This is a genomic window from Arthrobacter sp. ISL-85 (assembly GCF_018613675.1).
Taxonomy (GTDB): domain Bacteria; phylum Actinomycetota; class Actinomycetes; order Actinomycetales; family Micrococcaceae; genus Arthrobacter.
In genome coordinates this window covers 220,871-239,817 of sequence record NZ_JAGGPQ010000016.1, presented here as the reverse complement: position 1 = coordinate 239,817, position 18,947 = coordinate 220,871, and the positions used below count along the sequence as shown (strand labels likewise).

23 protein-coding genes are annotated in these 18,947 nt (G+C 65.2%); 17 read left to right on the top strand and 6 right to left on the bottom strand.

Translation table 11 applies throughout. The features are described 5' to 3' along the window. Positions 1–2: 2 nt before the first annotated feature. The 3 genes from J7I84_RS12755 to J7I84_RS12745 all read left to right on the top strand — a co-directional run bounded on the left by J7I84_RS12755 (position 3) and on the right by J7I84_RS12745 (position 2,214). Positions 3–260 carry a PspC domain-containing protein gene (locus J7I84_RS12755; RefSeq protein ID WP_214944939.1) on the top strand — a complete coding sequence of 86 codons (258 nt, stop codon included), beginning with the start codon at positions 3–5 and terminating at the stop codon, positions 258–260. A gap of 184 nt (positions 261–444) precedes the next feature. Next, entirely contained in the window at positions 445–1,470 is a 1,026-nt protein-coding gene (locus J7I84_RS12750) for an ATP-dependent 6-phosphofructokinase (RefSeq protein WP_214944938.1), read from the top strand. Positions 1,471–1,497: 27 nt separating this feature from the next. Next, on the top strand, positions 1,498–2,214 hold the full coding sequence (locus J7I84_RS12745; RefSeq protein ID WP_214944937.1) for a GNAT family N-acetyltransferase: 717 nt from the start codon (positions 1,498–1,500) through the stop codon (positions 2,212–2,214). Here the strand turns inward: J7I84_RS12745 and J7I84_RS12740 are convergent. The 6 genes from J7I84_RS12740 to J7I84_RS12715 all read right to left on the bottom strand — a co-directional run bounded on the left by J7I84_RS12740 (position 2,176) and on the right by J7I84_RS12715 (position 7,620). Beyond that, positions 2,176–3,705, bottom strand: a complete 1,530-nt coding sequence (locus tag J7I84_RS12740; RefSeq protein ID WP_214944936.1) for a DHA2 family efflux MFS transporter permease subunit — start codon at positions 3,703–3,705, stop codon at positions 2,176–2,178. The genes J7I84_RS12745 and J7I84_RS12740 overlap by 39 nt on opposite strands. Positions 3,706–3,757: 52 nt before the next feature. Continuing rightward, positions 3,758–4,189 carry an ankyrin repeat domain-containing protein gene (locus tag J7I84_RS12735; protein ID WP_214944935.1) on the bottom strand — a complete coding sequence of 144 codons (432 nt, stop codon included), beginning with the start codon at positions 4,187–4,189 and terminating at the stop codon, positions 3,758–3,760. Beyond that, positions 4,189–5,271: a folate-binding protein YgfZ gene (locus J7I84_RS12730; RefSeq protein ID WP_214944934.1), complete on the bottom strand. Its 1,083-nt coding sequence runs from the start codon at positions 5,269–5,271 to the stop codon at positions 4,189–4,191. The genes J7I84_RS12735 and J7I84_RS12730 overlap by 1 nt, the downstream gene beginning before the upstream one ends. Positions 5,272–5,293: 22 nt before the next feature. Beyond that, positions 5,294–6,031 (bottom strand): flavodoxin family protein, encoded by a 738-nt coding sequence (locus J7I84_RS12725; RefSeq protein WP_214944933.1) that lies wholly within the window; start codon positions 6,029–6,031, stop codon positions 5,294–5,296. 40 nt (positions 6,032–6,071) lie between these two features. Further along, complete coding sequence (locus J7I84_RS12720; protein ID WP_214944932.1) at positions 6,072–6,680, bottom strand: FABP family protein; 609 nt, start codon at positions 6,678–6,680, stop codon at positions 6,072–6,074. Positions 6,681–6,852: 172 nt separating this feature from the next. Then, positions 6,853–7,620, bottom strand: coding sequence for a permease (locus J7I84_RS12715; protein ID WP_214945006.1), 768 nt, complete (start codon positions 7,618–7,620; stop codon positions 6,853–6,855). 340 nt (positions 7,621–7,960) lie between these two features. Between J7I84_RS12715 and J7I84_RS12710 the strand changes: the two genes are divergently transcribed. From J7I84_RS12710 to J7I84_RS12645, 14 genes are all read left to right on the top strand, one after another. Beyond that, positions 7,961–8,659: a response regulator transcription factor gene (locus J7I84_RS12710; RefSeq protein ID WP_133345752.1), complete on the top strand. Its 699-nt coding sequence runs from the start codon at positions 7,961–7,963 to the stop codon at positions 8,657–8,659. 34 nt (positions 8,660–8,693) lie between these two features. Beyond that, complete coding sequence (gene mshD, locus J7I84_RS12705) at positions 8,694–9,662, top strand: mycothiol synthase (protein WP_214944931.1); 969 nt, start codon at positions 8,694–8,696, stop codon at positions 9,660–9,662. A gap of 131 nt (positions 9,663–9,793) precedes the next feature. Then, positions 9,794–12,043: an RNA degradosome polyphosphate kinase gene (locus J7I84_RS12700; protein WP_214944930.1), complete on the top strand. Its 2,250-nt coding sequence runs from the start codon at positions 9,794–9,796 to the stop codon at positions 12,041–12,043. A gap of 11 nt (positions 12,044–12,054) precedes the next feature. Beyond that, a complete protein-coding gene (locus J7I84_RS12695) occupies positions 12,055–13,023 on the top strand; it encodes an NUDIX hydrolase (protein ID WP_214944929.1) in 969 nt (322 codons plus the stop codon). A 25-nt stretch (positions 13,024–13,048) separates the two neighbouring features. Next, a complete protein-coding gene (locus J7I84_RS12690; protein WP_214944928.1) occupies positions 13,049–13,852 on the top strand; it encodes a thymidylate synthase in 804 nt (267 codons plus the stop codon). Then, positions 13,849–14,433 (top strand): dihydrofolate reductase, encoded by a 585-nt coding sequence (locus J7I84_RS12685; protein ID WP_214944927.1) that lies wholly within the window; start codon positions 13,849–13,851, stop codon positions 14,431–14,433. The genes J7I84_RS12690 and J7I84_RS12685 overlap by 4 nt, the downstream gene beginning before the upstream one ends. A 4-nt stretch (positions 14,434–14,437) precedes the next feature. Further along, a complete protein-coding gene (locus J7I84_RS12680; RefSeq protein ID WP_214944926.1) occupies positions 14,438–14,656 on the top strand; it encodes an NF038396 family protein in 219 nt (72 codons plus the stop codon). A 126-nt stretch (positions 14,657–14,782) separates the two neighbouring features. Next, a complete protein-coding gene (locus J7I84_RS12675) occupies positions 14,783–15,502 on the top strand; it encodes a hypothetical protein (RefSeq protein WP_214944925.1) in 720 nt (239 codons plus the stop codon). Positions 15,503–15,570: 68 nt separating this feature from the next. Then, positions 15,571–16,536, top strand: a complete 966-nt coding sequence (locus J7I84_RS12670) for an IS481 family transposase (protein ID WP_214944924.1) — start codon at positions 15,571–15,573, stop codon at positions 16,534–16,536. Between the two features lie 38 nt (positions 16,537–16,574). After that, a complete protein-coding gene (locus tag J7I84_RS12665) occupies positions 16,575–16,877 on the top strand; it encodes a hypothetical protein (protein WP_214944923.1) in 303 nt (100 codons plus the stop codon). 24 nt (positions 16,878–16,901) lie between these two features. Beyond that, positions 16,902–17,543: a hypothetical protein gene (locus tag J7I84_RS12660; protein ID WP_214944922.1), complete on the top strand. Its 642-nt coding sequence runs from the start codon at positions 16,902–16,904 to the stop codon at positions 17,541–17,543. Continuing rightward, entirely contained in the window at positions 17,540–17,950 is a 411-nt protein-coding gene (locus tag J7I84_RS12655; RefSeq protein WP_214944921.1) for a hypothetical protein, read from the top strand. Before J7I84_RS12660 ends, J7I84_RS12655 begins: the two co-directional genes overlap by 4 nt. Before the next feature lie 178 nt (positions 17,951–18,128). Then, positions 18,129–18,545: a hypothetical protein gene (locus J7I84_RS12650; RefSeq protein WP_214944920.1), complete on the top strand. Its 417-nt coding sequence runs from the start codon at positions 18,129–18,131 to the stop codon at positions 18,543–18,545. Further along, positions 18,532–18,921 (top strand): hypothetical protein, encoded by a 390-nt coding sequence (locus tag J7I84_RS12645; RefSeq protein WP_251046547.1) that lies wholly within the window; start codon positions 18,532–18,534, stop codon positions 18,919–18,921. The genes J7I84_RS12650 and J7I84_RS12645 overlap by 14 nt, the downstream gene beginning before the upstream one ends. Positions 18,922–18,947: the final 26 nt, after the last annotated feature.

The following is an 18,947-nucleotide window of genomic DNA, read 5'->3' as shown; positions in this document are numbered from 1 at the left end:
CCATGGATAAGTTCTTCAGCATTGTCAGGGGCTTCGGCCTGAAGCGCGGCCCGCAGCGCTGGGTCGGTGGAGTCCTGGGAGGCATCGCCGCTCAGCTGAACGTGGATGTGGCGTATGTCCGCATCGCTTTCCTGCTGTTCTGCCTGCTCCCCGGGCCAGCCGTGATCTTCTACCTCCTGGCCTGGATCATCATTCCGGACCAGCGCAATGAGATCCTGCTGCAGACGTTCCTGGACCGGCGGTCGCTCAACCGGCCCTGACCGCCAGAACGCCGGCCCCTGCCCTCGTGGATCTTTTACCGGGGCAGGGGCCTTTCCGTGTCCGCGGCAGCGATGGCCCCCGTGTAACCGGTTTGTGTCGTACCCCACACCCCCCACTACACTTCTAGGTGAGCTCAGCGTGGCGCTCTGCCTGTAAACCTTCTCCCCAGGATTTGAGCCGAACATGAAAATTGGAATCCTCACCAGCGGTGGCGACTGCCCCGGATTGAACGCCGTGATCCGAGGTGCGGTGCTTAAAGGCATCGCGGTCCACGGCCAGGAATTCGTCGGATTCCGGGATGGCTGGCGGGGCGTGGTGGAGGGGGACATCATCGACATCCCCCGAACCCTGGTCCGCGGCATCGCCAAGCAGGGCGGCACCATCCTTGGCACCTCCCGCACCAACCCGTTCGAAAACGGCGGCGGCCCGGAAGCCATCAAAGCCCACATGGACCGGCTGGGCATCGACGCCATCATCGCCATCGGCGGTGAGGGCACCTTGGCGGCAGCCAAGCGCCTGACTGATGCCGGGCTCAAGATCGTGGGCGTACCCAAGACCGTGGACAACGACCTTGACGCCACCGATTACACCTTCGGGTTCGATACCGCCGTCCAGATCGCCACCGAGGCGATCGACCGCCTCCGCACCACGGGCGAGTCCCACCACCGCTGCATGATCGCTGAGGTAATGGGCCGGCACGTGGGCTGGATTGCGCTGCACGCAGGCATGGCCGCCGGTGCCCACGCGATCCTCATCCCGGAGCAGAAGGTCAGCATCGAGCAAATCACCGAATGGGTGAAGGAAGCCCAGCACCGTGGCCGCGCGCCCCTGGTGGTGGTGGCCGAAGGCTTCGTGCCGGAACACATGGAAAGCCCGCACTCCGAGCGCGGCCTGGACACCTTTGGCCGTCCCCGCCTGGGCGGCATCGCCGACCAGTTGGCCCCCGAGCTCGAAGCCCGCACCGGCATTGAAACCCGCGCCACCATCCTGGGCCACATCCAGCGCGGCGGCGTCCCCTCCGCCTTCGACCGGGTCCTGGCCACCCGGCTGGGCATGGCCGCCATCGACTCCGTGGTGGAAGGCTACTGGGGCACCATGGTGGCACTGAAAGGCACCGACATCCGGCACGTCGCCTTCGAAGAGGCCCTGGGCCAGCTCAAGACCGTCCCGCAAAACCGGTACGACGAAGCCGCGGTCCTGTTCGGCTAGGCCTTCGGGCCGCCCTAGGCTGGGACCATGACACTTGATCCCGGCTCCGCGGCCATCATCCAGCTGGCGTGGGCGCGCCGGCTGGGCCTTGACGACGACGCCTTCGGGGACGCACTGGCATCCGGCGAGAGGATTGTCCGCGCCGACGAATCGGCCAGGGCCGTCGAGTTTGTGCGGTTGTTCGGAAGCTCCGCGCTGGTGGGACCACAGAGCGTCATCGACGCCGCGACGGACATCCCTGACGAGGAGATGGCGCACCATGTGACGCTCCTGAAACTGACCCGGGAACAGGGCGGCCACGGGCTCGGAGCCGCCGCCCTGTTCTTCGCCGACGACCTGCCGCTCCAGCAGCCGTCCGAGGAGCTGACGGTCTCACACGGGAATCCGGAGGCAATCGAGTTGGAGGGCAGATGCCCGCCGGACGACGTCAACGAGGTGGGCCTGTCCGACCTCGAGAACCGCTACACCATCGTGCACGAACTGGACGGCAGGCGGGTGCCCCTGGCCTGCGGAGCCTACGGGGAGTGGGAGGGCCTGCTGGCCAACATGGGCGTGCTGGTGGACCCCGAGTGGCGGCGCCGCGGCCTGGGCTCGTTGGCGGGTTCCATTGCCGCCCACGAGGCCCTTGCCGCCGGCCTGACGCTGCAATGGTGTGCGGACGTCAGCAACACCGGATGCCTGGCGCTGGCGCGGAAGCTGGGCCTCTCAGCCGGCGGAATCCAGACCAGCGTCCACCTTCGCTGACGCCTGTCCCTGCTGCTGCCCCTGCCCGCCCCAGCCCTGGACCGGTTGCGGCTTGGCGAAGAACAACGCCACCGCCGCGCCGACCAGGATCACTCCGGCCGGCAGCAGGATGGACTGGCCCATCGCCGTCGAGAATCCAGCATGCAGGAACTCCGGCAGTGAACCGCCCATTGCCAGTCCTTCGCCGGCGGACCCGCCCGGCCCCCTCGACGGAAGCTCTGCGGCCAGCCGGGACTGGATCAGCACGGCAATGGCGGCGCTGCCCAGGACCGCGCCGATCTGGCGGGTGGTGTTGTAGACACCCGACCCTGCCCCGGCCTGTCGCGGCGGCAGGTTCCTGGTGGCGGTGGTGCTCAAGGGAGCCCAAATACCGGCGTTGGCGAAGCCCAGGACCGCGCTGGGAAGGAGGAACATCAGGATGGGCGTGTCCGGCTGCATCAGCGCCGAGTTCCACAGCAGCGCTACTGCCATGAGGACCAGTCCGGTGGCGGTGATGTATTTGGGGTTCACCCGGTCCACCAGTTTCCCCACCACGGGAGCCAGGCCGCCGGAGATCAGTGCCATGGGCACCATCATCAGGGCGGACTGCGTGGGGGTGAGGCCCCTGACCAGCTGGTAGTAGAAGATCAGCGGCAGGCTGAAGGCCGTCACGGTGAAGCCCACAGTGGTGATGCCGATGTTCGCCAGAGAGAAGTTCCGGTCCCGGAAAAGCGCCAGCGGCAGCAGCGGTTCGCCCTTGTTGAACCGCTGCCACAGGACAAAGGCGGCGAGCACGACGATGCCGGCGATGATCAGGCCCCACACGCTGATGGGTCCGGTAATGGTGCCCCAGTTGTAGGTCTCCCCCTCCTGGATCCCAAAGACCAGCAGGAACAGCCCGACGGCGCTCAGCAGGACGCCGGGGATATCGAACCGGTGCGGGTGGGTGGTGAGGGCCGGAACGTTGCGCATTGCCAGGATGAAGCCCACGACGCCGATGGGCACGTTGATGAAGAAGATCCACTCCCAGCCAAGGCCGTCCACCAGGACGCCGCCGAGGATGGGCCCCACGAGGGTTGCCATTCCGGCGGTAGCCCCCCAGACGGCCATCGCTGAACCGCGGCGGTCCGGCGGGAAGATCCGGGTGATCACGGCCATGGTCTGCGGTGTCATCATGGCCGCGCCAAGGCCCTGGAGGACGCGGGCAAGTATCAGGATCCGGACGTCGCCGGCGAAGCCGCACCACAGGGAGGCGAGGGTGAACACCACCAGGCCGGAGAGGTAAAGCTTCTTGGGCCCGAACCTGTCACCGAGCCGGCCGGTGATGAGCAGGGGGACGGCGTACGCCAGCAGGTAGGCGCTGGTCACCCAGATCACCGAGTTGATGTCGGCGTTCAGGCCCTCCATGATCCGGGGGTTGGCAACGGACACGATGGTGGTGTCGATCAGGATCATGAAGAACCCGATCACCAGGGACCACAGGGCCGGCCAGGGCTTTGCTACGTTTTCCACTCGGTCATCCTTTGGGAAGTTTTGGTTGGTGCCGGGCGGAAACCCGGAAAGATCAGCCCAGCAGGTCCAGGATCTCCGTGCGGGCAAACATTTGCGCCGCGGCCCGGGCCGACGGCGTACCGGCGTCCGGATCCGCTCCGGCGTCCAGCAGGACCCGGGCCACATCCGTGTAGCCCTTGAATGCCGCCCCGGCGAGGGGGGTCTGGCCCCGGTCGTTGGCGGTGTTGGCGTCGGCGCCGTGCTGCAGGAGAAGCTGCGCGGTCCCGGCATGGCCATGGTACGCGGCCAGCATGAGCAGGGAGTCGCCGGCGGAGTTGGTCATGGTGGCGGGAACACCGGCGTCCAGGTAGGCACCCAGCAGCGTATCGCTTCCTTCACGGGCAGCCTGGAAGAGCGTATGCGCCAGGGCCAGCGCGTCGTCGTCGTGCCCTGCCGCTGCCTCTGTCCCCGCGCCCGCGGGTGTGGTCCCGGTGTTCTCGGTCATCAGTGTGGCCCCCTCAGGAATCCGGTCTGGCGCCCCACTACCTGGCCGGCGTCAGGGGCGACAATGAGTTCCTGGGCGGCAGGGTACGGCTCATCGCCGTCCAGGACCGTCAGTATTTCATCCGGGGCCACGGAGCGCTTTATGACTGCCAGGGCGACCGGGCCCATTTCGTAGTGCTGCACCACGGAAGTCACTGTTCCCACTTTCCGCTCCCCGGCCAGGATGGGGCTGCCGGCCGCGGGCAGGGTGTGCTGCGAACCGTCCAGCTGCAGGAAGACCAGCCGGCGGGGCGGGTGGCCGAGGTTGTGGACGCGGGCGATGGTTTCCTGCCCCTTGTAGCAGCCCTTGGCCAGGTGCACGGCGGTGCGCAGCAGGTCCAGTTCGTGCGGAATGGTCTTGTCATCCGTCTCGGCACCGATCCGGGGGCGCCACGCGGCGACCCGGAGGGCCTCGGCGGCGAGCACACCGGCCAGCGCGCGCCCGGCGACGGCGTCCTCAAGCCCGGCGGCGGGGATGAGGTACTCGAACCAGGGACGTTCATGTCCGGGATGGTTCTCCTCCGGGACGGTGGCGTAGGAGTATCCCCCTGCGGAAACGTGCGGCCAGGGGTCCTGCCAGGCGAGCCGGCCGGACCATTCGGGGACGGCCCGGGTGCTGCCCACTACGGCCCAGTCCGCCGAGGCGTCGGCAATCTCCACGCGCAGCATGAACTTCATCCGGTTGAGGTACTCGGCAAGCGGCGCGGCCTCGGCGGCCTCAACGATCAGCCAGGTGGTCTCCCCGTCGTCGATGACGCGGGCGTCGAAGTCAATGCGGCCCTGGACGCTCAGCAGCAGCAGTTCGCTGGACTCGCCTGGTTTCAGGGCCGCCACCTGCTGCGAGGACAGGGTATTGAGCCAGCTGAGCCGGTCCGGCCCGGTAACGGTGACCACGCCGCGGTTCGAAAGGTCGACGACGGCGGTTCCGGCGGCGAGTGCGCGCTGCTCGCGCAGCGGCTCGCCATAGTGGGCGGCGACTCCGGCGTCGGGGCCGGTGGCCTCGACGGCGCCGGGGCGCGACAACAAAGGGCTGGGCGTAGTCATATGAAGTAGAAGTCCTTGGAGGTCAGCGGTATTCCGGGTTTTCGAAACCGAAATGGGTGCCGGCGTTCCACTCATTCGGCAGGTTGCCGTAAGCGGGGTAGCCCCCGGCGTCCTTGAGGATCCTCGCCAGGTGCAGGAGGTTCCAGGTCATGAAGGTGGTGTTCCGGTTGGTGAAGTCCGTCTCCGGGCCGCCCGAGCCTTCGTCGAGGTAACTTGGTCCCGGACCCACGGGCCCGATCCATCCGGCGTCGGCCTGCGGAGGAATGCTGAACCCGATGTGCTGCAGGCTGTAAAGGACGTTCATGGCGCAGTGCTTAATGCCGTCCTCGTTTCCGGTGATCAGGCAGCCGCCCACTTTCGGGTAGAACGCCCATTGGCCTTTGCTGTTGAGCTCACCGGAATGGGCGTAAAGGCGTTCGATCAGCTTCTTGGTCTGGGAGGAGTTGTCCCCCAGCCAGATGGGGCCAGCCACCACGACAATGTCCGCTTCCCGGACCGCGGGATACAGCTCCGGCCACTCGTCGGTGGCCCATCCGTGCCCGGTCATGTCCGGGTAGACGCCGCTGGCGATGTCGTGGTCCACCGTGCGGATCACCGTGGTGCTGACGCCCTGCTTTTCCATGATCAGGCGGCTGATGCGGATCAGTCCGTCCGTGTTGGAAGTCTGGGGCGACTTTTTCAGCGTGCCATTGAAGAAGACGGCCTTGAGGTCGCTGTAACCAACCGGCGCTCCTGCTGCTTCTTCGGTGCTTTCGTCCACGGTGCCGCTCCCCTCTTATGGTTCAGGAAACCTCTCCCGGTCAGGAAACCTTGTGCAGGAACGCGGAGGCGTGCGCCTCCAGCCCCTTTCCTGCTTCGCCGCCCGCGGCAACGTCCCACCGCCACAACAGGTTCCCGTCCACCAGGCCGAAGATCCGGGTTGCTGCACTGTAGTCCTTCGAGTGGCTGCCGCGCATCACCATGTCTGTGGTCAGCTGGATCTGCGGGCCCTTGATCTGGCCGTAGTACAGCTCCGAAATTCCGCCGGGGTGCGAGATGGACACCGAGATATCGAAGCCGCCGTCCTTGTTGCGCAGTGCTTCAACCTCGTCGGCGCTCTTCAACACCGGCACGATGTCTGCAGGCACCAGCCCGGGACCGCCGTCGGCATCCAGCTGCTTGCGCTCCAGTGCCCAGAAGCCCGTCTCGACGGTGAGCGGCCGCAGGCGCGTGCCGTCGTCGTCGGTCAGCCAGCTTTCGGCCCGGTACTGGAGGTACGGCAGGCCGTTGTGGGTGAAGGAAACGTGCTGCAGGAAGTGCTCGGAATCCTCGTCGCCGCTGCCCAGCCGGCCGCGGCCCTCCCACTCACCGATGAGCCAGGAAAGGGGGACGAGTTCGGGGGTCAGGTCTGTAGGAATCTCAATGGGCATTGGTCTTACCTCCAGATGTGGCTCGTCCTGGGTAAGGGGTGGCTACTGCTGGCCCTTGAAGAGACGGTAGACCACGAAGCCGGCGAACCAGGCCATGGACAGGCTCGCGATGCCGAGCAGGACAAGGAAGAAGATTTCAAAAGCAAGTACGGACATGGTGCCATCCTAACCGTTAGTAGATGAGTAGTTTGTCTATGAAGTACGCCAGGGACCCGACGGCCGAGACGGGGGCAAGGCCCATGCCCAGCGCGGCCGGGATGTTCAGCGGTGCGCCGCGGAGCGTGGCCAGCCGGCGGAAGCTCGCCAGGACCGCGCCGACAACCACACCGAAGACGGCGGCCGGGAGGACGGCAATATCTGACAGGACCAGCCCGGCGAGCGGGCCGGCCAGTCCGGCAAGCACGACTCCAAGAGGAGCAACGATGCTGTCCGGCCAACGGATGAGTCCCGCCATCAAGGCCACTGCCGCGCTGATCGCCGCCACCAGAAGCATCTCGCGGACGCCGTTGAAGCGGGAGCCGGCAATCCAGCCGGCGCCGAGGCAGGAAAGCAGGACGCCGGCGCAGCATCCCAGGGTGGACTCCAGCCTCTGCGCCTGCCCGGTGCCGCGGATCAACTGCACCACGAAGACTGCCATCATCCCAAGCGCCACAAAAGCCGGCGTCCAGTCCAGGTAACCCGGCGCCGGCGTTAGGGCGGCCGCCACTGCGGCACCTGCACCCGGCAGGGCGATGACCGCGGCGAGGGTCTTCTTGGCTGGGATGCGGAGGAAGTGCGGCCAGCCGATGCCCACCGCGGCGGCGATCAGGACGCCCACTACGACGAGTGCCTCCGGCGAGGCGTAGACCCCCGCGATGATGGCAACGAGGCCGGCGATACCGACGACCCCGACGGTCCAGGACCCAAGCGAACGCACGGGTGCCTGCAGTTCCGCCGTCATGCGGGGCCCGGCCTGTGCTTCGTCGGTGCACTCACTGCGCTGTTTTCCCATCCTGGCGGTCGGCCGGAAGGCTGGTCAGCCCCCTCATGGCAGGGCTGGTCCGCCCTGGTCCAATCCTGCCCTATATGAACTGGATATGTCGCAAAACGTGCCTGTCCACGTTCTGAATCTGTGGCCTGGAAGGGGCTGCCGGGTATACTCAAAGCTCAGCTACGCTCCCTGCTGAGGTGGCTGGCCGGCGGCGCGCTGACGGACCAAAACCTCCCGCAGGAAGCCAGTACCGGCCGGTGAGAATCCGGTTCAGTCGCCCAATGATGCGCGGACGGCCCTTGGAGGAACAATGTCGCACATCCTGTTACTGACCAACAGCACTGGTTCTTCGGTGGACATTCTGCCTGCCCTCGAGTTGCTGAACCACAGGGTGCATATCCTCCCCGCCGAGCCCACGGCACTCCTGGAAACAGACCCCTGCGACATTGTCCTGCTGGACGCCCGCAAGGACCTGGTGGGCGCCCGCTCCCTCACCCAGCTCCTGAAAGCCACGGGCCTCAGCGCCCCGCTCGTGCTGATCCTGACCGAAGGCGGCATGGCAGCGGTGTCCTCGGCCTGGGCTGTGGACGACATCGTCCTCGATTCCGCCGGCCCGGCTGAGGTGGAAGCCCGCATCCGGCTGTCCGTTGCCCGGGCGGTGCCCGAGCAGGAGGACGCCCCGAGCGAAATCCGTGCCGCCGGCGTCGTCATCGATGAGGCAAGCTACACCGCCCGGGTCAATGGGGCGCCGCTGAACCTGACCTTCAAGGAGTTCGAACTCCTGAAGTACCTGGCCCAGCACCCCGGCCGCGTCTTCACCCGCCAACAACTGCTGACCGAGGTCTGGGGCTACGACTACTACGGCGGCACGCGCACCGTGGATGTCCACGTCCGGCGGCTTCGGGCCAAGCTCGGGGCGGACCACGAAAACCTGATCAGCACGGTCAGGAACGTCGGCTACCGCCTCACCCTGGTCCGGCAGCAGGAAGACGAACTGACCGAGGCCTGAGCCCCCGGCCGCCGTCGGCGTATAGCCTTGGCTCATGACTCCAGCGCATCCGCAGAAGTGGCCCGTCCATGTCGTCCGGGGCGGAGTTGACCAGCAACTGCTGAAAGACTGCCGCGACCTGTTGGCCGCTGCTGAGGAATCGGACGGCAATCCTTCCATTTCCGAACAGACCCTGGTGACCATGCGTGCCGGGGATTCGGCGGAGCACACGCTGCTGACGCTGGCCCTCTACGCGCCGGACGAGGACTCTGATCCGGTGACCGGCCAGGACCTGGCGGGCTTCGCCGTCGTGGTTGACGAACCGGACGCCCACGGCATCCTGGAGATCGCCGTCCATCCCTCGTACCGGAACCAGGGCGTAGCGGACCGGCTGGTGGGCGCGCTGAAGGAGGTCAGGGGCTTTGACGGGCTCAAGGCCTGGTCCCACGGCAACCACGAGGCCGCGGCAGACCTTGCCGCCCGCTACGGGTACGCGCCGGTGCGCGAGCTCTGGAAGATGCGGATGACCACCACGGGCGCGGACCTGCCCGACGCCGGCCTCCCGGACGGCATAGCCATCCGCACCTTCGTCCCCGGCAAGGATGAGGAGTCCTGGCTGGCTGCCAACCGGGCAGCGTTCGCCCACCACCCCGAACAGGGCAACCTCACCAGGGCCGATCTCGAGGCGCGCATGGCGGAGGAATGGTTTGATCCGTCCGGGTTCTTCCTGGCGGAGGACCGGGACGGCCGCCTCCTGGGTTACCACTGGACCAAGGTCCACCCCCGGCATGGGTCGCACCCGGCAATCGGCGAGGTCTATGTGGTGGGCGTGACACCCGGGGCGCAGGGCATGGGCCTGGGAAAGGCACTCACTATTGCCGGCATCAAACACCTCCGCGACTCAGGGTTGAACGGGGTCATGCTCTATGTGGATGCGGACAATGCCGCGGCCGTTGCCCTGTACCGGCGGCTTGGCTTCACCCGCTGGGACATGGACGTCATGTACGGCCCCGCCCGCGGTTAGGCAGGGCGGCTGGAACAATCCCTGGCGCGGCGTAAATCAAAGGCCGTGGTGACCGTTAATGCTTGTAAGGTTGAAATGGAGCCGCGCGGGGCGGAAGCGCCGGCACCGGAGCGCCAGCCGAAGGAGAAGCCATGAACCCGGAACCGTCCGGAACAGCCACGTCCCAGGATGTTGCGGTGCCCGTCCGGGCCCGCTTCGGCTCCTCCGAGGTACCGGCGGCCAGGGCCACCCAGGACCGCATCGACATTCCTGAATTCGCACCGAACCTCCAGCCGGAAGGCGACATCCGGCCTGACCGCTTCCTGGACCGGGAACTGAGCTGGCTCGCCTTCAACTCCCGGGTGCTGGAGCTGGCCGAGGATCCCACCTTGCACCTGCTGGAACGGGTCAGCTTCCTTTCCATCTTCGCCTCCAACCTGGACGAGTTCTTCATGGTCCGCGTGGCCGGCCTCAAGCGCCGCATCGCCACCGGACTCGCCGTCCCCTCCCCCGCCGGCCTGAGCCCCGTTGAGGTGCTGGAGCGGATCAGTGAAGAAGCCCACCGGCTCCAGCAGCGGCACGCGCAGGTTTTCGCTGAGCAGATCCGCCCGGCCCTTGCCTACGAGCACATCCACGTCATGCAGTGGGAGGAACTGGACGACGCCGCCCAGCAGCAGCTCAGCGTCATGTTCGCGGAAAAAGTCTTCCCCATCCTCACGCCCCTTGCCGTGGATCCGGCGCACCCTTTCCCCTACATCTCAGGGCTGTCGCTGAACCTTGCCGTCGTGGTGCGGAACCCCGTCAGCGACAAGGAGCTCTTCGCCCGCGTGAAGGTCCCCGACCAGTTGCCGCGGCTGATCTCCATCGACGGCCCCCGCGCGGGTGCAGTGCCGGGCCGGGTGGCACGGTTCATTGCACTCGAGGAAGTCATCGCCGTCCACCTGGACAAGCTGTTCCCCGGCATGGAGGTCCTGGAGCACCACACCTTCCGCGTCACGCGCAACGAAGACGTGGAGGTGGAGGAGGACGACGCCGAGAATCTCCTGCAGGCACTGGAGAAGGAACTCCTCCGCCGCCGGTTCGGCCCGCCCGTCAGGCTGGAAGTCACCAATGACATCAACCCCAACATCCGGGCGCTGCTGATCCGTGAGCTGGGCGTCGAGGAGTCCGAGGTGTATTCGGTGCCGGCGCCGCTGGACATGCGGGGCTTGTCCGTCATTGCCGGCATCGACCGGGCGGACCTGCACTACCCCAAGCACGTCCCGCACACCTCGCGGTACCTGAACGAATCCGAAACCTCCAAGGCCGCCAACGTCTTCGCTGCAATGCGCCGCCGGGACATCCTGCTGCACCACCCGTACGATTCGTTCTCCACCTCGGTGCAGGCGTTCCTGGAACAGGCCGCAGCGGATCCGAAAGTGCAGGCCATCAAGCAGACCCTGTACCGCACCTCCGGTGACTCACCCATTGTGGACGCCCTGATCGACGCCGCTGAGGCCGGCAAGCAGGTCCTGGCCCTGGTGGAAATCAAGGCGAGGTTTGATGAGCAGGCCAACATCTCCTGGGCCCGCAAACTGGAACAGGCCGGCGTGCATGTGGTGTACGGGATCGTGGGCCTGAAAACGCACTGCAAGCTTTCGCTGGTGGTCCGGCAGGAAGTGGACGGGCTGCGCCGCTACTGCCACATCGGCACCGGCAACTACCATCCGCGCACCGCACGGTACTACGAGGACCTGGGCCTGCTGACTGCCAATGACCAGGTAGGCCAGGATCTTTCCAAGCTGTTCAACCAGCTTTCCGGCTACGCCCCCAAGTCAACCTTCAAGCGCCTCCTGGTGGCCCCCCGCTCCGTGCGCTCCGGACTCATCGACCGGATCGAGACAGAGATCCGCAACGCCCGGGCAGGTGTGCCGGGCCATGTTCAGATCAAGGTGAACTCGATGGTGGACGAGGCCATCATCGATTCCCTGTACCGTGCGTCCCAGGCGGGCGTGAAGGTGGACGTGGTGGTCCGCGGCATCTGCTCGCTGCGCCCCGGCGTTCCTGGCCTGAGCGACAACATCACCGTCCGTTCCATCCTGGGCCGGTTCCTGGAGCACTCGCGGGTGTTCGCCTTTGCCAACGGCGGGGACCCCGTGGTGTACATCGGTTCCGCGGACATGATGCACCGCAACCTGGACCGCAGGGTGGAGGCACTGGTGCAGCTGGAGAGTCCTGATGACATCACGTACGTCCTTGACCTCCTGGGGCGCTACATGGATCCGGACACTTCCAGCTGGCATCTTGACAACGAGGGCCGCTGGATACGGCACCACCTGTCCGAGGACGGGAAGCCGCTCGAAGACGTCCAGTCCTGGCTGCTGGCGTCCCGGCCGCGGCAACGCAGCCTGAGCCGGCGATAAGGGCCGCCGCGTTGTCGAGCGATGCACTCATAGCCGACCAGACTGACCACCCGGGGGAACCCGTAGCCGTCACTGCAGCGGGCGCCATTCCCTGGCGCGCCGGCAAGGACGGACTCGAGGTCCTGCTGATCCACCGGCCCCGCTATGACGACTGGTCGTGGCCCAAGGGAAAGATCGACGCCGGCGAGACAGTCCCCGAATGCGCCGTCCGTGAGGTGTGGGAGGAGATTGGCCTCAGGGCACCACTGGGTATACCGCTGCCGCCCATTCATTACCACGTGGCGTCCGGCCTCAAGGTAGTCCACTACTGGGCGGTCAAGGTCAACGGCGACAGCCTGGTGCCGGACGGCAAAGAGGTGGACAGCGTCATGTGGTGTGCCCCCGACAAGGCCGCCCGCCTCCTGTCCAACCCGTCCGACGTCGCCCCGCTTGAATCCCTGCGCGACGCGCACGAACGCGGGGAGCTGGACACGTGGCCCCTGCTGGTGCTCCGCCATGCGAAGGCCAAGCCGCGCTCATCCTGGAGCAAGGCTGAAGGTGAGCGTCCGCTGGCGGCCACCGGCTCCCGGCAGGCCCAGGCGGTGGGCCGGCTCCTGCAGGCATGGAAACCGATGCGGATAGTCTCCAGCCCATGGTTGCGCTGCGTTGCCACCGTTGCCCCGTACGCGCGGGCCACGGGCGCGAAGGTGAAGCTGGCGGAGGGCCTCACCGAGCACAAGCACCAGCGCACTCCCAAGAAGACCGCGGCCGTCATCGAATCCCTGGTCGACAAGCAACGGCCCGTGGTGGTGTGCACCCACCGGCCCGCCCTGCCAACGGTGTTGAAGCAACTGGCCACCCATATGCCCTCACACCTCGTGCAGTTGCTGCCGGCACACGAGCCTTTCCTGTCGCCCGGCGAACTGGTGGTGTGCCACCTGGCCAACAGCGGGAAGAAACGGGTCGTGGCGGTAGAGCAGTTCAAGCCCTTCGATGATTAGGCGAACGCTTCAGTAGACTTGGGGCGTGAGCATCCCAACGCCCTATGAAGACCTCCTGCGCGATGTCCTGGCCACCGGCACCCATAAATCGGACCGCACGGGCACCGGAACCACCAGCGTTTTCGGCCGCCAGATCCGCTTTGACCTCTCCAAGAGCTTCCCGCTGATCACCACCAAGCGGGTCCACTTCAAGTCCGTCGCGGTGGAACTCCTGTGGTTCCTGCGCGGCGAAACGAACATCAAGTGGATGACGGACCAGGGCGTCACCATCTGGAACGAGTGGGCGGATGAGGACGGCGACCTGGGCCCCGTGTATGGCGTGCAGTGGCGCAGCTGGCCCACCCCGGACGGCGGCCACATCGACCAGATCGCCGAACTCATCGAGAACCTGAAGTCGAATCCGGACTCCCGCCGGCACATCGTGTCCGCGTGGAATGTCTCCGAACTCAACGACATGGCCCTGCCGCCATGCCACGCGTTCTTCCAGTTCTACGTGGCCGACGGCAAGCTCTCCTGCCAGCTCTACCAGCGCTCCGCTGACATGTTCCTGGGCGTCCCGTTCAACATCGCCTCGTACGCGCTGCTCACTTGCATGGTCGCCCAGCAGGTGGGCCTCGAACCCGGCGAATTCGTGTGGACGGGCGGGGACGTGCACATCTACGAGAACCACATGGACCAGGTCCTCAAGCAGCTGGAACGCGAGCCGTACGAGTACCCGCAGCTGAAGATCACCCGCAAGCCGGCGTCGATCTTCGATTACACCCTGGAAGACTTCGAAGTGCTGGGCTACAGGCACCACCCCACCATCAAGGCACCGATTGCCGTATGAGCACCGAAAACTTCACCGATCCGCAGTCCTTCAGTGAGGAACTGGCCGCATCGATCACCGGCGTCGGCCTGGTCTGGGCCCAGACGTCCGACGGCGTCATCGGCAAGGACGGGGACATGCCCTGGCACCTGCCCGAGGACCTCAAGCACTTCACCCGGCTCACCACCGGGCACCCGGTGATCATGGGCCGCAAGACCTGGCTGTCGTTTCCGGATAAGTACCGTCCTCTGCCCGGGCGCACCAACATCGTTATCACCCGGCAGAAAAGCTGGGCCCAGACGCCTGAGGCGGCGGGCGCCGTCGTGGTTCCTTCTTTGGATGACGCGCTCCTTGAGTCGCAGTTTGTCGACGGCGGCGAAACAGTCTGGATCCTGGGCGGCGGTGACGTCTTCCGCCAGTCCACCGAGCTTGCCAACGTCGCGGTGGTCACCACCATCGACGTGAAGGCCGACGGCGACACGTTCGCTCCGGAGCTTGGTACCAGTTGGGAGGCCACCGCCTCCGTCCCGCCGGACGGCTGGCTGACCGCCGCCAACGGCACACGCTACCGATTCACCAAGTGGTCACGGACCGAGGGCTAGGAACATGCTGAAGAAACCGGAAACCCTGTTCGTCCTGGGATATATGCTGCTGCCCCTGCTGGCGTTGCTGTCAGCGATCGTGGGGCTCACCATGATCCTGGGCGGCAACAAGATCGCCGGGGCCATCGTGCTGGTGGTGGTCACGCAGGTGTTCACCTTCGGGGCGTTCTTCGCGCTGCGTGCGCGGAAGGCAGCTGTGTTGGAGGAGTCGGACCGGGGCTAGCGGCAGCCGCTGAATGGTTGCATGGGGAGGCTTCCCCATCGCGGCAGCATTGATCCTGCCCTAGGCTGGGGCACACAGCACTCTGGGATGCTGATGAATATGGGGGGAATCCTGGTGGCAGGAACTTTGTGGGGCGCCGACGTCCAACAACTGCGGACCCTCGCGCAGCAGTTCAGCAAGACGGCGGATCTGCTGCAGCAGCAGTCAACACAGCTGAGCAGCCAGATCAACAACAACCCGGCTTGGAAGGGCGCAGACGCCCAACGGTTCCGCTCTGACTGGAACAGCAGCCACCGGACGCTTCTTCAGCAGACCGTCTCGCGGCTGCAGCAGGAATCGAAAGTACTGCTCAAGAACGCTGACGAGCAGGAGAAGGCGAGCACCGACGGCTCGGGCTCCGGCAGTCATCCGATTCCTGGGGTCCCCGGCTTCGGCGGGCCTGGTTCCGGATCTCCAGCGAATCCTTCCGGCCCGGATTGGCTGGCCAAGGGTTCGCCGTTCCGGGACGGGTGGGGTCTCCGCAGCCAGGTCAAGGAGGGCTTGGATCTGCCGAAAAGTGTTTTTGGTTTAGCCACGATGGCCTCCCAAGGGCTGGAGAACTTCACTGACGCCGCCCGCTGGGGCAAGCTGCAGGCCAATAGTGTCACCTACAACCTGTTGGATACAGGAACAGATTTCCTCGGGCTCAAGAATCTTTACAAATACTTCCCGGCGCTCAATCAGTTCGGCGGCGTGTTCAAAGAAAACACATGGCTGTTCAAAGGCCACGGCCCAGTGCTTGAGGGCCTCGGCAAGGGCGGCCTAGGTGTATTGTCCTCGGACGTTAGGAACGTGCGGCGTGGATAGGTGACAAAAAGAAGACCTCCGAGTGGAGTGGGGCTTGTCTAAGAGTCCGATCCACAAGGAGGTCTTCAATGTCCCATGCTAACGCGCTCCTCACGCCCAAGGGCAGGCTCCGGCTTGCCCGGTGCATTGTCGAGGACGGGTGGTCCCTGCGCCGGGCGGCGGAACGGTTCCAAGTGTCGGTGACAACCGCGGCCCGTTGGGCCGCCCGCTACCGGGCCCATGGTGAAGCCGGGATGAACGACCGTTCCAGTCGACCTGTCAGGTCCCCGGGACGCACGTCCGTGCGGCGGGAACGGCGGATCATCGCGGTGAGGGTCAACCGCCGGTGGGGCCCTGCCAGGATTGGTTTTCTGCTGGGCATCCACCCCTCCACGGTGCACCGGGTCCTGTCCAGGTTCGGGCTGGCGCGGTTGTCCTGGCTGGACCGTGCGACGGGCCGGGTGATCCGGCGCTACGAGCACCACAGCCCCGGGGAGCTGGTCCACGTGGACATCAAGAAGCTCGGGCGGATCCCGGACGGAGGCGGCCATCGTGTCACAGGCCGGGCCAAGGGCAATAGGAACAAGACCGGCACCGCCGTGAACCGGTGGCCGGGCTACGCGTTCCTGCATAACGCCGTTGATGACCATTCCCGGCTCGCCTACACCGAGATCCTGTGCGATGAGAAAAAGGACACCGCCGCCGGGTTTTGGGAACGCGCCAACGCCTTCTTCGAGTCCCACGGGGTTACCGTAAAACGGGTACTGACGGATAACGGCTCCTGCTACCGCTCTCATGCTTTCAAGGACGCGCTGGGGCCGGCGATCAAACACAAGCGCACCCGCCCGTACAGGCCCCAGACCAATGGCAAAGTCGAGCGTTACAACCGCACGATGCTCGATGGGGCCTACGCCCGTCCTTACCGCTCAGAGGCCGAGCGTGTTGCCGCCTTCGCCGATTGGCTCCATCACTACAATCATCATCGAGGCCACACCTCCCTCAAAGGTCAGCCACCAGCCAGCCGCGTCACCAACCTCACAGGTCAATACACCTAGGCCGGGCGGTGGGGTGGCTGGGCATCGGCCTGAACGGCATGGACACCGCGAACTACCTATCGGAAGGTAAAACGGGAGACGCGATTTGGTCCGGGGTGAAAACTGGACTGGGTATAGCTTGTTTCCTCCCGCCTCCCGCAGGAACGGTCTGTCAGGTAGCCAGCGCAGGCATCGCGATTTACGAAATGCCGGCGGTTAAGAACTTCGTGAACGGTGCGGTAAAAGACACAGGTGAAATCGTCGCCAAAAAAGCTGTTGAAGGCGCATCGTTTGTCGCCGAAACCGGAAAGAACTTGGCGGGCCTGGGCCAGAGCGCAGCTAAGTTCCTCGGAATCGGTTAGCGCAAAATCAAAGGAGCATAACGGATGACCCCCACGCTGCAAGAGGAAACGGCCCCGGATTCAGCCGTTGGTTTCGGCTTTGCCGAGGTCGCGTTCATGCTCAAGATGTTCGGGACGGCGTCGGCCACGAAGTCGGCTGAAGTGCTTCGACTGGAGGCGGAAGTAGATACTGATCGCCTATGCGTCGCTGGCGCGTCCTCGCTGCTCGGCCGGGGATTCGCCACCATCGGCGAAGACTTGGAACTTGAAGGGCCCGCTGTTGCAGTCGCTTACGCGCTGGCAAGAGCGCAACGCTGGACGGAAATCAGCCTCATAACCCCCGAATTCACTGACACGGTGGTCCACGTTGAGTCAGACAATGTCTCGGTGCTGCTCCAGCCGCGAACTCTCGAATCCTGGTTTGTGTTCGCTCAAGACCCGGCTTTCCCTGGCGCCGAGGCCGAGCTAGCCATTATCAAGGAACACGTCAGCAACCATCCTGGCGGCACGGCCTTCATTCGCGTGCGAACACTGGCCGGCGACGAGCATCTGCTCATCAGGCCTGACGCCGACGGCTGGGCCACCGGCAAAATCCTGGATCCTTCCCAGGACGTTGTTGAGACCACCGGATTGGACAATTTGGGTCTTTTGGGCCGGGTCCTTGCTGCACGGGGTGAAGCCGCATGAGCCACCGGAAAAACCAATCAGAACGTGGTCGCAGAAAAGGCTACTACGCCCGGCAAGTGGAGGCCGAGGCAGCACGCCAAGGCCTAACGGTGGAGGAATACGGGGTCTACAAGGGCGACGTCGGGAGCGCCATTAAGCCGGTGAATTCGGCTGGTGGACTGCTGTTCCTGAGCATCCTGATCACGCTGGTCATGACGGTTGTGGCCGTGCTTGTCGTCAAATTATTTATGGACGGGACCGAAGAACCCAATTGGGGCCAAATTGTGTTCGCCATTGCGTTTGGGCTTTGGATCGTCCCAACGACATGGGCCTATTACTTCAAGGAACGCAGGGCTGTACGTCTCCGGAAAGCATCAGGCAAGACACTTCAGCCCCCCACCCGTCGCTCAAGCCAAGCGGACTGGTAGCCGGCTGAAAGGCTTGCCCAAGACGCGTTTCGCCCTCACCGACGACCAGTCACGCGCTTGGTTCGAAGCCAATCCTTCAAACATCGTCATTTCCCCGAAAACCTCCCGGAGGGCACGCGCCCGTTTCCCGAGGAGGCTTCGCCGAACGCCCCCGCCAACAATAAGGATGTAGCCTGCCTTGATTTACAGCTCAGACCAGGAGCGGCGCAACGATGCAGTCTTCGCCGAGCACAAGGCCGCGCTTGCACGGGGTGAAAAGCGCGTGCTGCGAACGACCAAGACGGGTGAATTACACAGTTACCCCGCCGACGAAATTGGGTTTTCTCCGGGCCGTGGACACGTGCAGGTCCAGACCTGGTGGGGCATGGGAATTCTTGGCGCATTCCTCGGTCTCCTGTTCCTCGGATCTTCGGTTATGTTCGTTTCTACGTTCGGGCGCGCCGAGGGCCCGGAGTGGGGCGCACTTTTCGCTATCGGTTTAGGGGGATTCGGTGTCTGGTATGCCTTCGGCCTGGCGAGGGACGAATACCGGGCCAAGAAGTTGCGCAAGGAACGGCACGCACCGGAACCAGGAGCAGGACATGTCAACGAATGAACCGCACGGCAAGCATGAGGCAGCCGGAGAAAACGAGAAGCGGATCCTTTACCGCACCGTTACGAGGGAACTGCACAGCTATTCGCGGGAAGAGCTTGGCATAGTCGCCGCGAGTTCACATCCGCAGGTACGGGCCGCCGTCGGCTTCCTGGTGATGGCTGTCTTCCTAGCCGCTGTGGCCGTGTTTTCAATTCTTCTGGTAGCCGGGCCCACCAGCAGGGGCGAAGACCCGATGTGGAGCGCGCTGGTCCTCACCGCTGCGGGAGTGGCTGGTTGCCTGTATGCCCTCAGAATGGCGAAGGTGGCTTCGATGGCCAAACGGCTGCGCAGCCAACGGGGAATCCCCGAGCCCAGCGCCCGCCAGTTGTACTGGTAACAAGTGCCCGGAGAAGCGCTCCGGCG

Coding starts and splice junctions, on each gene's coding strand:
- J7I84_RS12735 (WP_214944935.1), bottom strand. CDS start 4,189: ATGACCGAGAACACCGGGACCACACCCGCGGGCGCGGGGACAGAGGCA.
- J7I84_RS12745 (WP_214944937.1), top strand. CDS start 1,498: ATGACACTTGATCCCGGCTCCGCGGCCATCATCCAGCTGGCGTGGGCG.
- J7I84_RS12685 (WP_214944927.1), top strand. CDS start 13,849: ATGAGCACCGAAAACTTCACCGATCCGCAGTCCTTCAGTGAGGAACTG.
- J7I84_RS12700 (WP_214944930.1), top strand. CDS start 9,794: ATGAACCCGGAACCGTCCGGAACAGCCACGTCCCAGGATGTTGCGGTG.
- J7I84_RS12750 (WP_214944938.1), top strand. CDS start 445: ATGAAAATTGGAATCCTCACCAGCGGTGGCGACTGCCCCGGATTGAAC.
- J7I84_RS12715 (WP_214945006.1), bottom strand. CDS start 7,620: ATGACGGCGGAACTGCAGGCACCCGTGCGTTCGCTTGGGTCCTGGACC.
- J7I84_RS12670 (WP_214944924.1), top strand. CDS start 15,571: ATGTCCCATGCTAACGCGCTCCTCACGCCCAAGGGCAGGCTCCGGCTT.
- J7I84_RS12655 (WP_214944921.1), top strand. CDS start 17,540: ATGAGCCACCGGAAAAACCAATCAGAACGTGGTCGCAGAAAAGGCTAC.
- J7I84_RS12755 (WP_214944939.1), top strand. CDS start 3: ATGGATAAGTTCTTCAGCATTGTCAGGGGCTTCGGCCTGAAGCGCGGC.
- J7I84_RS12680 (WP_214944926.1), top strand. CDS start 14,438: ATGCTGAAGAAACCGGAAACCCTGTTCGTCCTGGGATATATGCTGCTG.
- mshD (WP_214944931.1), top strand. CDS start 8,694: ATGACTCCAGCGCATCCGCAGAAGTGGCCCGTCCATGTCGTCCGGGGC.
- J7I84_RS12720 (WP_214944932.1), bottom strand. CDS start 6,680: ATGCCCATTGAGATTCCTACAGACCTGACCCCCGAACTCGTCCCCCTT.
- J7I84_RS12660 (WP_214944922.1), top strand. CDS start 16,902: ATGACCCCCACGCTGCAAGAGGAAACGGCCCCGGATTCAGCCGTTGGT.
- J7I84_RS12710 (WP_133345752.1), top strand. CDS start 7,961: ATGTCGCACATCCTGTTACTGACCAACAGCACTGGTTCTTCGGTGGAC.
- J7I84_RS12665 (WP_214944923.1), top strand. CDS start 16,575: ATGGACACCGCGAACTACCTATCGGAAGGTAAAACGGGAGACGCGATT.
- J7I84_RS12645 (WP_251046547.1), top strand. CDS start 18,532: ATGTCAACGAATGAACCGCACGGCAAGCATGAGGCAGCCGGAGAAAAC.
- J7I84_RS12730 (WP_214944934.1), bottom strand. CDS start 5,271: ATGACTACGCCCAGCCCTTTGTTGTCGCGCCCCGGCGCCGTCGAGGCC.